The sequence below is a fragment of the Kitasatospora sp. NPDC018619 genome, from assembly GCF_044391605.1.
Taxonomy (GTDB): Bacteria; Actinomycetota; Actinomycetes; order Streptomycetales; family Streptomycetaceae; genus Kitasatospora.
In genome coordinates this window covers 380180-394200 of the sequence record NZ_JBISAI010000003.1, presented here as the reverse complement: position 1 = coordinate 394200, position 14021 = coordinate 380180, and the positions used below count along the sequence as shown (strand labels likewise).

Annotated in this window: 13 protein-coding genes; 3 read left to right on the top strand and 10 right to left on the bottom strand. The window is 74.4% G+C overall.

Features of this window, described 5'->3' with window-relative positions:
* Positions 1-102: 102 nt before the first annotated feature.
* Positions 103-711 (top strand): VanZ family protein, encoded by a 609-nt coding sequence (locus ACH5AR_RS06800; protein WP_396300286.1) that lies wholly within the window; start codon positions 103-105, stop codon positions 709-711.
* Here the strand turns inward: ACH5AR_RS06800 and ACH5AR_RS06795 are convergent.
* Both ACH5AR_RS06795 and ACH5AR_RS06790 read right to left on the bottom strand, forming a co-directional pair.
* Positions 681-1361, bottom strand: a complete 681-nt coding sequence (locus ACH5AR_RS06795) for a PhzF family phenazine biosynthesis protein (protein WP_396300285.1) — start codon at positions 1359-1361, stop codon at positions 681-683. The two genes, ACH5AR_RS06800 and ACH5AR_RS06795, sit on opposite strands and share 31 nt — an antisense overlap.
* 160 nt (positions 1362-1521) lie before the next feature.
* Complete coding sequence (locus ACH5AR_RS06790) at positions 1522-2910, bottom strand: hypothetical protein (RefSeq protein ID WP_396300284.1); 1389 nt, start codon at positions 2908-2910, stop codon at positions 1522-1524.
* 334 nt (positions 2911-3244) lie between these two features.
* On the opposite strand from ACH5AR_RS06790, the gene ACH5AR_RS06785 reads away from it, so the two are divergent.
* Entirely contained in the window at positions 3245-3430 is a 186-nt protein-coding gene (locus ACH5AR_RS06785) for a PspC domain-containing protein (protein WP_355267409.1), read from the top strand.
* A gap of 37 nt (positions 3431-3467) precedes the next feature.
* On the opposite strand, the gene ACH5AR_RS06780 is transcribed toward ACH5AR_RS06785, so the two are convergent.
* From ACH5AR_RS06780 to ACH5AR_RS06770, 3 genes are all read right to left on the bottom strand, one after another.
* Positions 3468-3854 (bottom strand): hypothetical protein, encoded by a 387-nt coding sequence (locus ACH5AR_RS06780; RefSeq protein ID WP_396300283.1) that lies wholly within the window; start codon positions 3852-3854, stop codon positions 3468-3470.
* Between the two features lie 227 nt (positions 3855-4081).
* A complete protein-coding gene (locus tag ACH5AR_RS06775; RefSeq protein ID WP_396300282.1) occupies positions 4082-5239 on the bottom strand; it encodes an adenosine deaminase in 1158 nt (385 codons plus the stop codon).
* A 131-nt stretch (positions 5240-5370) separates the two neighbouring features.
* The gene (locus ACH5AR_RS06770) at positions 5371-6336 is read right to left on the bottom strand and encodes a LysR family transcriptional regulator (protein WP_396300281.1); all 966 of its coding nucleotides are present in this window, start codon (positions 6334-6336) and stop codon (positions 5371-5373) included.
* Positions 6337-6428: 92 nt separating this feature from the next.
* Here ACH5AR_RS06770 and ACH5AR_RS06765 point away from each other — a divergent pair, with 92 nt between their 5' ends.
* Positions 6429-7721, top strand: coding sequence for an MFS transporter (locus ACH5AR_RS06765; RefSeq protein WP_396300280.1), 1293 nt, complete (start codon positions 6429-6431; stop codon positions 7719-7721).
* Positions 7722-7966: 245 nt separating this feature from the next.
* On the opposite strand, the gene ACH5AR_RS06760 is transcribed toward ACH5AR_RS06765, so the two are convergent.
* The 5 genes from ACH5AR_RS06760 to ACH5AR_RS06740 all read right to left on the bottom strand — a co-directional run bounded on the left by ACH5AR_RS06760 (position 7967) and on the right by ACH5AR_RS06740 (position 14009).
* Positions 7967-9244, bottom strand: a complete 1278-nt coding sequence (locus ACH5AR_RS06760; RefSeq protein WP_396300279.1) for a thymidine phosphorylase — start codon at positions 9242-9244, stop codon at positions 7967-7969.
* 114 nt (positions 9245-9358) lie between these two features.
* Positions 9359-9769: a cytidine deaminase gene (locus ACH5AR_RS06755; RefSeq protein WP_396300278.1), complete on the bottom strand. Its 411-nt coding sequence runs from the start codon at positions 9767-9769 to the stop codon at positions 9359-9361.
* Positions 9766-11031, bottom strand: coding sequence for an ABC transporter permease (locus tag ACH5AR_RS06750; RefSeq protein WP_396300277.1), 1266 nt, complete (start codon positions 11029-11031; stop codon positions 9766-9768). Before ACH5AR_RS06750 ends, ACH5AR_RS06755 begins: the two co-directional genes overlap by 4 nt.
* The gene (locus tag ACH5AR_RS06745; RefSeq protein WP_396300276.1) at positions 11028-12194 is read right to left on the bottom strand and encodes an ABC transporter permease; all 1167 of its coding nucleotides are present in this window, start codon (positions 12192-12194) and stop codon (positions 11028-11030) included. The genes ACH5AR_RS06750 and ACH5AR_RS06745 overlap by 4 nt, the downstream gene beginning before the upstream one ends.
* 3 nt (positions 12195-12197) lie before the next feature.
* Positions 12198-14009 (bottom strand): ABC transporter ATP-binding protein, encoded by a 1812-nt coding sequence (locus tag ACH5AR_RS06740; protein ID WP_396300275.1) that lies wholly within the window; start codon positions 14007-14009, stop codon positions 12198-12200.
* Positions 14010-14021: the final 12 nt, after the last annotated feature.

The following is a 14021-nucleotide window of genomic DNA, read 5'->3' as shown; positions in this document are numbered from 1 at the left end:
GCGGGGCGGGCGGATGGGGCGCGGGAGGCGTCCGGGGGCGCGTTCGGGAATGTTCACGCCCGGCGTGGAACCGACGTGACGTCGGCCCACGTCCTTCCCCCCGTGCAGCGAGATGGCACCAGGACACGCGACGAGCGTTCCGGCGCGGGGACGAGGAACAGCCCGGCGGCGGCCGTCCACCGTCCCCTCCGGTTGGCCGGGCTGGCCGGGCTCACCGGCCACCTGGCACTGGCGCTCTGGCTGGTGCTGAGACCGCTGCCGGTCGCCTGGGTGTACGACGCCAACCTGACGCCGCTCGCCTCGCTCCGCTCCTCCAGCGGGTGGCAGGTCGTCGGCGAGCTCCTGCTGTTGGCTCCGCTCGGGGTACTGCTGCCGCTGGCCGGCGGCCGGCTCCGGGCCCCCTGGCTGCCGTCCTTCCTGCGCACCACCGGGGTCTCCGCGATGCTGGCGACGGCCCTGGAGTTCCTCTCCTCCTGGGCGCCCGGGCACGTGCTCAACGTGGACCACATCCTGCTGGCCGTCGTCGGCGTGGCCGTCGCCCACCTCGCGCTCGTCCCCGGCCTGCGGCACCTGCTGCGGGACCGGCGGCCGCGGGCGCCCCGGCTGCCGGTGCTCTCCGTCCCGCCGGTGGCCGCCGTCACCTCGGTCGCGGCCGTCGCGCCGGCCGCCCGCCGGGCCGCCTACGCCGAACCGACGCCGCCCGCCGGCTGAGCCGGGCGCGCCACCCGGACCACCCGGCCGCCGACCTCCACCAGCCCGTCCGGGCGCGGACCGGCCAGCAGCTGCGAGCCCCGGCCCTGGGTGACGACCAGCTCCCGGCCGAGGTCCGCGGCCAGCAGCAGGGCGGCCGCGCCGGTCGCCTCGTCCTCGTCGATCCCGTCGCCCCGCCCGGGGAAGGCCCGGGCCCGTACGGTGCCGGCCTGCTCGTCCTGCCAGGCCCAGGCGTAGACCCACTCCCCCGGCGGCGGCACCTCCAGCGCCTCCACCTCGGCCGCCGAACCGTACCGGCGCAGCGTGCGCCCCGGGGCCCACTCGGGCCTGGCCGCGATCCTGGTCAGCCCGCCCGCGCGCCGCACCGCCACCTCGCCGGCCGCCGTGACCAGCCGGTCGGCCCCGAGCAGCCAGGCGGCGCCCACGCACGGGTGGCCGGCGAACGGCAGGCGCACCGACGGGGTGTAGATGTCGATCGCCCCGCGCTCCGGGTCGTCGACGAACACCGTCTCGCTGAAGCCGAGTTCGCGGGCGATCCGCTGCCGCTCCGCCCGCCCCGGCACGGCGGCGCCGTCGCGCACCACCCCGAGCGCGTTGCCGTGGCTCCCGTCGGGCCCGCAGAAGACCCTCAGCACCTCGAACTCCGTCATGTCCCACCTCGTCGGCCGTCGCTGTCGGCAGAGCGTACCCACGGCGTACCGCGGAGGCGGCGACGGGTGCCGGCCGCCTCCGGGACGGCGCGTGCCCGTCCCCGGACGCGCGGGGCGGGCGCGCCCGGCCCGGCGGCGGGCCCCGGAAGGCCCGGCCCGGTCAGCTCCCCGGGCGGCCCCGCCCGCGGTTGCGGCGCCAGGCCACCACCAGGGTGCCGAGGCCGAGGGCGATCGCGGTCGCCCCGGTGATCGCCATCGGCTCCGGGGCCGTGCCCCCACCGGTGGCGGCCGGCCGGGGGCCCGCGGCCGGGGCCGCGACGGCCGGGGGCGGCCCGGCCGAAGGCGGGCCCGTCGCCGCCGAAGGGGCCGCGGCCGGGGCCACCGCGGCGGTGACCGGCACCGGCGCGTCCGGCTCGGGCTCCGGGGCCGGGCCGGGGTGGGGACCGGCCGGACCGGGCGCGACGGTGGCGCCCGTCGCGGTCACGGTGATGAAGTCGGCCGCCGGGCCGAGAGCCGCGGCCGCGCCCTCGCCCGGATCCGGCACGGTGGCCGCGACGGCGACCAGGGACTCGAAGAGGATCGGCGCGTCCTGGGTGAAGGCCAGCCGGAGGTCGACGGTGCGGCTCTCGCCCTTCGCCAGCGCGACGGCGTCAGCGCTCCCGGCCCCGGTCCCGGCCCCCAGCCCGTAGCAGAGCCCGGTCAGGCGCTCCGGGCAGCCTCCCCGGGCGGCCGCCCGCCACTGGCCGTCGGCGGCGCGGAACTCGAACCTGACGGTCTCCGCGGGGAGTTCGCCCGCTCCCCGGAACACGACGGCGGGCACGACCCGCAGCTCCCGGCCGCTGCGGTTGGTGAGGACCAGCCTGAACGGCTTCGCCTCCCCGCCCACGGTGAACGAGAAGGGCACGCCCTCGAACCCGACCTCCGCGGTCGCCGCCGGGGCGGTCGGCCGGGCGGTCGGCGCGGCCGGCGCGGCGACGAGCAGGCCCGGGTGGCCGCCGACCACCACGGTGGTGCGCTGCTCCGGCGGCAGGGCCGGGTCCGAGACCACGACGTCGAAGCCCGGCACCACCCGCCCGGCCGGGGCGTCGGCGGCGACGGTGAGCCGCAGCCGGTAGACCGCCTCGGCGCCGGCCGCCAGCGGCAGCGGGGCGGGCTGGTCGAGTGTCCAGGCCGCGCCGGCGCCCGCGGGGTCCGCCCTGGCGTCCTGCCACGGGGCACCGCCGGGCGAGCGGTACTCCAGCCGGAAGTGGCCCTGGCCGGCGCCGGTGCCGGTGTCCGTGAGGACGAAGGCCGAGGACGGCACCTCCAGCCCGTGGTCGGCGGTGTTGCGGAGCGTCGCGGTGAACTCCACCGGCGCGCCGCCCGCGGCGACGGTGCCGGGCAGGCCTCCGAACGCGATGGTGACGGGCGAGGGGCGGTTCTGGGTGCCCGGGGCCACCGCGACGGCCCCCGGTGCGGCGACGACGGCCGGGGCCCCGACGACGGCCGGGCCGGAGGCCAGCGTGACGGCGGCGGTCGCGGTCAGGAACCTGCGATGCCGAATGCGCAACTCAACCTCACCGGGAATGCGGGACAGGACCCATCAGAACGTGAAACCGCCTGCACGAGAGGTTGCTTCGCAAAAACGTCGGGCATTCGTCCGCCCCCCGGCCGACCGCGATCGGCAGCATCCTACCGAGCCCCCGCCGGCCGTCCGGACCGCGGAGGGCCCCCGGTTCCCCGGGGACACCCTGAGGCGACCCCGACATCCGGCTACGACTCCCCGGTAACCCTTCGGGGTGGGGAATCACCTGCCGGGCTGAGGCCCGGAGGGCGACGGCGGCGGAGTATGGAAGCAGCCCGCCGGACCGGCCGGACCGGGCCGCCACCGTACGGAGAAGACCATGAGCGCGCGCCTCGCCCGTCCCCGCCACAACCGCGTCATCGCCGGCGTCTGCGCCGGGATCGCCGAACGCTTCGGCCTGACCCCGTGGACCGTCCGACTGATCTTCCTGCTCTCCTGCCTGCTGCCCGGCCCGCAGTTCCTGCTCTACCTGGCCCTCTGGCTGCTGCTCCCCCAGGAACCGTGAGCCCGGCGGCCCGTCGCCGTGTGCCGCGGGGCCCTGGTCAGCCGGTCAGGCCGGGGAGGGCCGGGAGGGTGCTGGTCAGGCCGCCGATCGGGGTCTTGTCCAGGCCGGGGATGGTCGGGAGGGCGGCGCGCTGCTCGGCGGCGCGCTGCTGGGTGACGCCCGCCAGCGGGGTGTCACCGGCGGGGACGGCCTTGCCGACGGTCGGGGCGAGGGTGCCCAGCGTCTCGGTCACCTTGCCGGTGGCGGGCAGCTTGGCGGCGGTGTCGGTGACGGCGCCGGTCACTGCCGGGTTGGTCAACGCGCCGGTGGGCAGCCCGAGGCCGCCGGCCGCCTGGCCGTCGGCCGCGGAGGCGGTACCGGCGCCGATCGCCGCGATGGCGACGCCGAGCGCCGCGGTGCCGGCGACCTTCAGAGCCTGCTTCATGGTTGGTCCCCTTTGGGTCCTCGTCGGTGGCCGACTTCGCGCACGGAACCGGCGGACGGGCGACCGCCGCCGCGACGAGTCGGCATGACTGGCACACCGTAGTGAGCCGGTCGCACGGGCACCAAAGGCCGTTCACTCACCCGAGTGAGTAGTCGGATGAACGCCAACTCCTCTGGCGGAAGCCGGTGTTCATCCGACCGGAGCTCCCGGAGCGCCGCCCCGGCGGCTCAGCGGGCGTCGGCGCCGACGCTGAACAGCCACTCCGCCTTCAGCTCGGCGTAGCCCGGCTTGATCACGTCGTTGATCATCGCCAGCCGCTCGTCGAAGGGCAGGAACGCGGACTTCATCGCGTTCACCGTGAACCACTCCAGATCGCCCAGGGTGTACCCGAAGGCGTCCACCACGTGGCCGAACTCCCGGCTCATGCTGGTGCCGCTCATCAGCCGGTTGTCGGTGTTCACGGTGACCCGGAACTTCAGCCGGCTGAGCAGCCCGATCGGGTGCTCGGCGTACGAGGCGGCCGCGCCGGTCTGGATGTTGGAGGTCGGGCACATCTCCAGCGGGACGCGCTTGTCGCGCACGTACGCGGCCAGCCGGCCGAGCTCGACCGTGCCGTCCTCGCCCACCGTGATGTCGTCGACGATCCGCACGCCGTGGCCGAGCCGGTCGGCACCGCAGCACTGCAGCGCCTCCCAGATCGACGGCAGGCCGAAGGCCTCGCCGGCGTGGATGGTGAAGTGGTTGTTCTCGCCCTTGAGGTAGTCGAAGGCGGCCTGGTGGCGGGTGGGCGGGTAGCCGGCCTCGGCCCCGGCGATGTCGAAACCGACCACGCCCCGGTCCCGGTAGCGGTTGGCCAGTTCGGCGATCTCGGTGGAGCGGGCGGCGTGCCGCATCGCCGTCAGCAGGGTGCCGACCCGGATCCGATGGCCGGCCGCGCGGGCGTTGGCCTCGCCGAGGCGGAAGCCCTCCTGGACGGCCTCGACGACCTCGTCCAGGCTCAGCCCGGCCTCCAGGTGCTGCTCCGGGGCGTAGCGCACCTCGGCGTACACGACGCCGTCGGCGGCGAGGTCCTCGGCGCAGTCCGCGGCGACCCTGACCAGCGCCTCACGGGTCTGCATCACGGCGCAGGTGTGCGCGAAGGTCTCCAGGTAGCGGACCAGCGAGCCGGAGTCGGCGGCCTCGCGGAACCACTCGCCGAGCTCCTTGGGGTCGGTGGTGGGCAGGCCCTGGTAGCCGACGGCGGCGGCCAGCTCGACCACGGTCTCCGGGCGCAGCCCGCCGTCCAGGTGGTCGTGCAGGAGGACCTTCGGCGCGCGGCGGATCTGGTCGGCGGTGGGGATGCGCGGGCCGGTGCCCGCGGTGGTGACGGGGATCTGCTGTTCCATTGCGGAAATATAGCCCCTACGCGCGTAGACCGACTACTGCGAACACCACCGGATGGTCCAAACCGCACCGGGAATTCCACCGGCCGGTCCATGCGATCCACCAAAGCGTCAACCGCCCGCCCACCACGGCCTCAGTCGTGCTGCAACAGCCGCCCGCGCCGGGACAGCACGAAGTCCCGGAAGGCCCGCGCCGGCGGCGTCAGCGGCCGCCCCGCCGCCCAGGCGAGCCCGATCGCCCGCCGGGCGCGCGGCGCCGTCACCTCCAGCTCCACCACCCCCGGCCGGGGCACCAGGGCCGGCGGCAGCAGCGCCACCCCCAGCCCGGCCGCCACCAGCCCGCGCAGCGTCTCCGCCTCCTCCCCCTCGAAGGCCAGCCGGGGCACGAACCCCGCCTGCGCGCAGAAGCCGTCCGTGATCGCGCGCAGCCCGTACCCCTGCTCCAGGCCGACGAAGGGCTCCTCGGCCACCTCCGCCAGCCGGATCCGCCGCCGCCCGGCCAGCCGGTGGTCCGCCGGGACGACCAGGTGCAGCCGCTGCTCGTCCAGCGGCCGGGCGGCGAACGCCGGGTCGTCCGGCAGCGGCGCCACCAGGCAGAGGTCCAGCTCCCCGGACCGCAGCCGCTCCAGCATCGCCGCGCCGTAGTCCTGCACCAGCTGGAACCGCACCCGCGGGTGCGCCACGCGGAAGCCGCGCAGCAGCGCCGGCACCGCGTCCGGGCCCATCGTGTGCAGGAAGCCGAAGGCGACCAGGCCCACCTCGGGATCCGCCTCCGCCCGGGCCGCCGCCGCGCCGCGCTCGACCTCGGCCAGCGCCCGCTCCACCGAGGCCAGCAGCAGCCGGCCCGCCCTGGTGAGGCGGACCGTCCGGCCCTGACGGGCCAGCAGGTCCACCCCCAGCTCCTCCTCCAGCCGGGCCACCGCGCGCGACAGCGTCGGCTGCGGCACCCCGAGCAGCGCGGCCGCCTGGGTCACGTGCTCCAGCCGGGCCACCGCCGCGAACTGCGCCAGCCGGGGCGCCAGCAGCACGGCCGGCTCCTGCGGCCCCAACTCGGCCGTCCGGTACCGCTGATCGCCCTCCACCGCTTCCGGGCCGTACATCCCCGCACCACCTCACCTCATACGCCAGTGCATCGATCATCCCCGCTTCATGCATTGGACGCATCAAGACCGACGGGCCTACCGTCGACGACATGCAGCCCGCCGATACCGGGGCATCCGTGACCACCCCGGATGCCCCCGCCCCCGCCCCCTCCGCCGCCCGCGCGACGGACGACCGCCTCCGCCCCGGCCTGCGCGCCTTCCGCCACGCCAACCTCGCCCTGTTCGCCGCCGGGGTCGCGACCTTCGTCCTGCTCTACGCCACCCAGGGCCTGCTGCCGGTCCTCTCGGCCGATCTCGGCCTCACCCCCGGCCAGGCCAGCTGGACGGCCTCCGCCGCCACCCTCGGCCTCGCCCTCGGACTGCTCCCGGCCAGCGCGCTCTCCGACCGGTACGGCCGCACCGCGGTGATGACGGCCTCCACCCTCGCCGCCTCCGTCCTCGCGCTCGCGCTGCCCTTCGCGCCGGACCTCACCACCCTCGTCGCCCTGCGGGTCCTCCAGGGCGCCGCCCTCGCCGGGCTGCCCGCCACCGCGATGGCCTACCTCGCCGAGGAGGTCCACCCCGGCGCGCTGCCCTCCGCGATGGGCCTGTACGTGGCCGGCAACAGCATCGGCGGCATGGGCGGCCGGCTGGTCTCCGGCTGGACCGCCGCCGGGTTCGGCTGGCGCTGGGGCCTCGCCGCCTCCGCCGTCCTCGCCCTGCTCGCCACGCTCGCCTTCCGGCTGCTGATCCCCGCCGCCCGGCACTTCACCCCGGCCCCGGTGGACGCCCGGGCCCTGGCCCGCACCGTCGGACGGCACCTGCGCAACCCGCTGCTGGTGCGGCTGTACGCGCTCGGAATGCTGTTCATGGCGGTGTTCGGGGCGGTCTACAACACCGTCGGCTACCGGCTGATCGCCGCGCCGTTCCACCTGCCGGAGTCGATCGCCGCCTCGATCTTCGTGGTCTACCTGGTCGGCACCGGCACCTCCGCCGCGGCCGGCCGGCTCTCCGGCCGCCTCGGCCGGCGCGGCGCCCTCTACGTCTCCATCGGCGTGACGGCGGCCGGCCTGCTGCTCTCCCTCGCCGAGTCGCTGGTCTGCGCCCTGCTCGGGCTGGTCCTGATCACGGCCGGCTTCTTCGCCGGCCACGCCACCGCCTCCTCCTCGGTCGGCCGCACCGCCACCGAGGGCCGCGCCCAGGCCTCCGCCCTGTACCTGATCGCCTACTACCTCGGCAACAGCCTCGGCGGCACCCTCGGCGCCGACGCCTACCACGCCACCGGCTGGCCCGGCGCCGCCACCGTCGGCCTCACGGCCATGGCCCTCGCCGCCGCCGTCACCCTCTACGCCACCCGCCGGGCCCACGCGGCCCGGCGCTCGGCCGCGGCCGTCCGGGCCTGAGGGACGCGAAGGAGCCCGTACCCGGCGACCGGGTACGGGCTCCTCGACGGTGTTCAGGCAGCGCGCCCCCGGAAGCGGACAGTCGCCGCCTCCTCGGGGCTCCGCTCCACCTGCTCGCGCGGCAGTTCACGCGTACGGCGGGTCCTCCACCGGACGGGTCCACCGGCCCGATCTCGACGGTGAAGCGGTCGACTCCCCTGGGCGGCAGCGTAGGGCACGCTGCCGCACACACGGTCATCGCCCGACTACGCGATGCGGTCGAGCACGATCGGGTTCGGGGTGAACGCCGTGCCCGCCGGGGCGACCTCGATGCCGCCGGCCAGGGCCTCGACGGCGTAGTCGAAGCGCTCCGGGGTGTCGGTGTGCAGGGTCAGCAGGGGCCGGCCGGCCACCACGGTGTCCCCGGGCTTGGCGTGCAGTTCGACGCCGGCCCCGGCCTGCACCGGGTCCTCCTTGCGCGCGCGGCCCGCGCCCAGGCGCCAGGCGCAGACGCCGACCGCGTACGCGTCCAGCGCGGTGAGCACGCCGGAGGCGGGCGCCGGGATGACGTGCTGCTCGCGGGCGACCGGCAGCGGGGCGTCGACGTCGCCGCCCTGGGCGGAGATCATGCGCCGCCAGTGGTCCATCGCGGAGCCGTCGCGCAGCGCGTCCGCCGGGTCCTTGCCCCGGACGCCGGCCGCGGCGAGCATCTCGCGGGCGAGCGCCAGGGTCAGCTCGACGACGTCGGCCGGGCCGCCGCCCGCGAGCACCTCCAGGGACTCCCGGACCTCCAGCGCGTTGCCCGCGGTGAGGCCGAGCGGGGTGGACATGTCGGTCAGCAGGGCGACGGTGTTGACGCCGGCCGTGGTGCCCAGGCCGACCATGGTGCGGGCGAGCTCGCGGGCGTCGTCCAGGTTCTTCATGAACGCCCCGGAGCCGACCTTGACGTCCAGCACCAGCGCGCCGGTGCCCTCGGCGATCTTCTTCGACATGATCGAGGAGGCGATCAGCGGGATGGCCTCGACGGTGCCGGTCACGTCGCGCAGCGCGTACAGCTTCTTGTCGGCCGGGGCGAGGCCGTCGCCCGCCGCGCAGATCACCGCGCCGGCGGAGCGCAGCACGTCCATCATCTCCTCGTTGGAGAGCAGGGCGCGCCAGCCGGGGATGGACTCCAGCTTGTCGAGGGTGCCGCCGGTGTGGCCGAGGCCGCGGCCGGACAGCTGCGGGACGGCGGCGCCGCAGGCGGCGACCAGCGGGGCGAGCGGCAGGGTGATCTTGTCGCCGACGCCGCCGGTGGAGTGCTTGTCGCTGGTGGGCAGCGGCAGCGAGGAGAAGTCCATCCGGACGCCGGAGCGGATCATGGCGTCGGTCCAGCGGCTGATCTCGTGCGGCCGCATCCCGTTCAGCAGGATCGCCATCGCCAGCGCGGACATCTGCTCGTCGGCGACCTCACCGCGGGTGTAGGCGTCGATGACCCAGTCGATCTGAGCGTCGCTCAGCTCTCCGCGGTCGCGCTTGGTCCTGATGACGGAGATGGCGTCCATGCGTGCTCCAAGAGGGGTTTCAAAAGCGAAGAGTGTCGCGAGATGACCGGGTTCCGGCCCACTCGCGACACTCTACGCGCGTAACAGAAAAGGAATCCAGACCTCGAAGGGCCCTTACATCCGCTCGGGTCCGAAGGCGTCCGGGAGGACCTCGCTCATCGGCTTGATGCCGGAGGGCAGCTCTATCAGCAGCTGGGGCCCGCCGTGCTCGTACAGCAGCTGGCGGCAGCGCCCGCACGGCATCAGCAGTTCGCCGGCGCCGTCCACGCAGGTGAAGGCGACCAGCCGGCCGCCGCCGGAGGAGTGCAGCGCGGACACCAGCCCGCACTCGGCGCACAGCCCCAGCCCGTACGAGGCGTTCTCCACGTTGCAGCCGGTGACCACCCGGCCGTCCTCCACCAGCGCGGCCGCGCCGACCGGGAAGCCGCTGTACGGGGCGTACGCGTGGCCCATCGCCGAGCGCGCCGCCTCGCGCAGGCGCTCCCAGTCGATCGCGGACGGCGCCGCGGGCAGGTCGGCCGTCACTTGCCCTGGCCCTTCCGGTAGACCTGGCCGTCCGCCTTCGGCATCCGCAGCCGCTGCGAGGCCAGGGCGAGCACCACCAGGGTGATCGCGTACGGCGTGGCGACGATCAGCGGGCGCTGCACCTCCTCGGTGAACGCGTACCAGCAGAGCAGGCCCGCGGCGGCCGCGGCGGCGAGGGCCGTCGCGAGGTACTTGCGGCGGTACAGGTGCCAGAGCGCGAGCAGGACCATCGCGATGCCGACGATCAGGATCAGCACGTGCACCGACTCCGGGTCGCGCAGCTGGAGGCTGTCGGTGAAGCCGAACAGGCCGGCGCCCATGGCGAGGCCGCCGGGCATCCAGTTGCCGAAGATCATCGCGGCGAGGCCGATGAAGCCGCGGCCGGCCGTCTGGCCGTCCTTGTAGAAGTGCGCGGCGACCAGCGAGAGGTACGCGCCGCCGAGGCCCGCGAAGGCACCGGAGGCGGTGACCGCCAGGTACTTGTACTTGTAGACGTTGACGCCCAGCGACTCGGCGGCGGTGGGGTTCTCGCCGCAGGAGCGCAGCCGCAGGCCGAACACCGTGCGCCAGAGCGCGAAGTAGCTGGCCACGATCAGCGCGGCGGCGAGCAGCACGACCACCGAGATGTTGGTGACCAGGCCGCCGAGCACGCCCGCGACGTCCGAGACGAAGAACCAGTGGTGGCCCTCGATGTCCTTCAGGCCGGAGGACAGTCCGGGGACGGTGATGTACGGCAGCGGATCGGCCGGCGGGGACTGGTTCTGCCCGGCGCCGAAGGCCACGTAGTCCTTGTAGTAGATCCGGTTGACGTACGCGCAGATGCCGGGGATCAGCAGGTTGATGCCGACGCCGGAGACGATGTGGTCGACGCCGAAGGTGACGGTGACGAGCGCGTGCAGCAGGCCGCCGGCCGCGCCGCCCGCCATGCCGGCCAGCAGGCCGACCCACGGGTTGACCAGGTAGCCCGCCCAGGCGCCGCAGAAGGTGCCGGCGACCATCATGCCTTCGAGGCCGATGTTGACCACGCCGGCCCGCTCGGACCAGAGGCCGCCCAGACCGGCCATGCCGATCGGCACGGCCGCACCGAGCGCGGCGGTGACCTGCCCGGAGGAGGTCAGCGAGTGGTTGCCGGTGGCCATGCCCACGGCGGCGACCAGCACCAGGGCGCCCGCGATCAGCAGGAGCACCACCGGCCAGGACAGCTTGCGCTTCTTCGCGGGCGCGCCCGACGCCTTCGGGCGCGCAGCGGTGGCCGTACTCATGCGGAGACCTCCTTCTTCTCGGCGGCCGCGGCGGCCTGGGCGGCGAGCTCGGCGCCGACCCGCTTCTGCTGGCGGACCAGGCCGTAGCGGCGCACCAGCTCGTACGCGACGACGACGCAGATGACGATGGTGCCCTTCATGACGTCGACGATCTCGAAGGGGAACTCGCCGTTCAGGGGCAGCGGCAGCACCGAGCCGGCGGCGTCCAGGAAGGCGAACAGCAGCGCCGCGAAGGCGATGCCGATCGGGCTGTTGCGGCCGAGCAGGGCGATCGAGATGCCCAGGAAGCCCAGTCCGGGCTGGAAGGTCTGGCCGAAGTAGTACGAGTTCTGCAGCAGTTCGGGCAGGCCGATCAGACCGGCGATCGCACCGGAGACGACCATCGAGACGACGACCATCTTCCGGACGTTCACGCCGGAGGCCGTCGCGGCGCTCTCCGAGCGGCCGGTGGCGCGCAGGTCGAAGCCGAAGCGGGTGCGGGTCAGCACGAACTGGAAGACCACGCCGACGACGAGGGCGACCACCAGGAAGCCCCAGAGCCTGCCGCCGTTCGTCTCGATCGAGAAGAAGTGGCTGGACTCCGAGACCGGCTTGGTCTGGATCGAGTTGCTGGTGCCGCTGACCTTGGGCGCGAAGATCCCCGGGACGAGCAGCACGCCGACGATCGCGGTGGCGATCGAGTTCAGCATGATGGTCGAGATGACCTCGCTGACGCCGCGGTAGACCTTCAGCAGGCCGGCGACGCTCGCGTACAGACCGCCGACCACCATCGCGGTGAGCAGCAGCAGCGGGATCTGGAGGACGGCCGGCAGGTCGAGCTGGCTGCCGACGAAGGCCGCGAACAGCGCCGCGACCTTGTACTGGCCCTCGACGCCGATGTTGAACAGGTTCATCCGGAACCCGAACGCGGCGGCCGCGGCGGCCAGGTAGTACGTGCTGGTCCGGTTGAGGATGTTGACCTGGCCGTCCGCCTTGGTGGCGTACGTGATCATCACGTTCCACGCGTCGAACGGGTTCTTGCCCGAGGTGGCCAGCAGGACGGAGCAGATCGCGACGGACAGCACGATCGCGAGCACCGGTGCGGCCAGCGCGAGCGCGATCCGCTCGCCGCTGAACCGCTGCGCCAGGCCGGGCTTGGCGGCGGCGGGGTTGGGACTGGTCATGGGTTACTCCCCCGCCTGCGGGTCGTCGGCGGTGTCGGTGGGCTGGTCCCCGGCCTCGGCCTCGGTGCCCTCGGCCGCGACGGCGTGCGCCTCGGCGACGGCCTGCGGCTCGGACTCCAGGTGGCCGCTGGCGGCACCGGTCATCGCGGTGCCGAGGTCCTCGGCGGTGACGGTGGCCGGGTCGGCGTCGGCGACCAGGCGGCCGCGGTAGATCACCCGGATGGTGTCGGACAGGCCGATCAGCTCGTCCAGGTCGGCGGAGATCAGCAGCACGGCCAAGCCGGCCCGCTGGGCGACCCGGATGTGCTCCCAGATCTGCGCCTGTGCGCCGACGTCCACACCGCGGGTGGGGTGGGCGGCGATCAGCAGCTTGGGCTGGTGGCTCATCTCGCGGCCGATGATCAGCTTCTGCTGGTTGCCGCCGGAGAGCGAGGCCGCGGTGACCTCGATGCCGGGGGTGCGGACGTCGTACTGCTCGACGATCCGCTGGGTGTCCGCCCGGGCGGCGGACGGGTCGAGCAGCAGGCCCCTGGAGTTGGGCGCCTCGGTGACGTGGCCGAGGATGCGGTTCTCCCAGAGCGGGGCCTCCAGCAGCAGGCCGTGCCGGTGGCGGTCCTCGGGGATGTAGCCGATGCCGGCCTCGCGGCGGGCCCGGGTCTGGGAGCCGGAGATGTCCCGGCCGTCCAGGGTCACGGTGCCGGCGCTCAGCGGCAGCATGCCCATGATGGCCTCGACCAGCTCGGCCTGGCCGTTGCCCTCGACCCCGGCGATGCCGAGGATCTCGCCCTTGCGGATGCGCAGCGAGATGTCGTCCAGGACGACGCGCTCGATGCCCTCGGCGTCGGTCTTGGAGATCCGCAGGCCCTCGACGCCGAGCATCTCGGCCTCGGTGACGGTCGACTCCCGGCTCTCCGGGGAGGGCAGCTCGGCGCCGACCATCAGCTCGGCGAGCTGGCGGGCGGTGACGGCCTTCGGGTCGGCGTCGCCGACCGTGGTGCCGCGCCGGATGACGCTGATCGCGTCGGCCACCGCGAGCACCTCGTGCAGCTTGTGCGAGATGAAGATGACGGTGACGCCCTCGGACTTCAGCTCCCGCAGGTTGTCGAACAGCGCGTCGACCTCCTGCGGGACGAGCACCGCCGTGGGCTCGTCCAGGATGAGGATCTTGGCGCCGCGGTACAGCACCTTGAGGATCTCGACGCGCTGGCGGTCGGCGACGCCGAGGTCCTCGACCAGGGCGTCCGGGCGCACGCCCAGGCCGTACTGGTCCGAGATCTCCCTGATCTTCGCCTTCGCCCTGGCCCCGATGCCGTGGAGCTTCTCGCCGCCGAGGACGACGTTCTCCCACACGGTGAGGTTGTCGGCGAGCATGAAGTGCTGGTGCACCATGCCGACGCCGCGGGCGATGGCGTCGCCGGGGGTGTTGAACTCGCACTGCTCGCCGTTGATCGCGATGGTGCCCTCGTCCGGCTTCTGCATGCCGTAGAGGATCTTCATCAGCGTCGACTTGCCGGCGCCGTTCTCGCCCATCAGGGCGTGCACGGTGCCGGTGCGCACGGTGAGGTTGATGTCGTGGTTGGCCACGACGCCCGGGAAGCGCTTGGTGATGCCGCGCAGTTCGACGGCCGGTGTCGCCGTCCCCGCGCTGGGGGTGCCGTCCTCGCGCGGGGGGACGGGGTCGGATGCGGTGATGGCGATCTCCTGGTGGTCTGGAGGCGCGTCGTTGCGCGGGGAGGGCCAAGGGGGAACGTGGGGGGACGGAACGGGGCCCGGGGGTACGCGTTGAGCGCACCCTTCCGGGCCCCTCCCGTGCATTCGTGACATCGC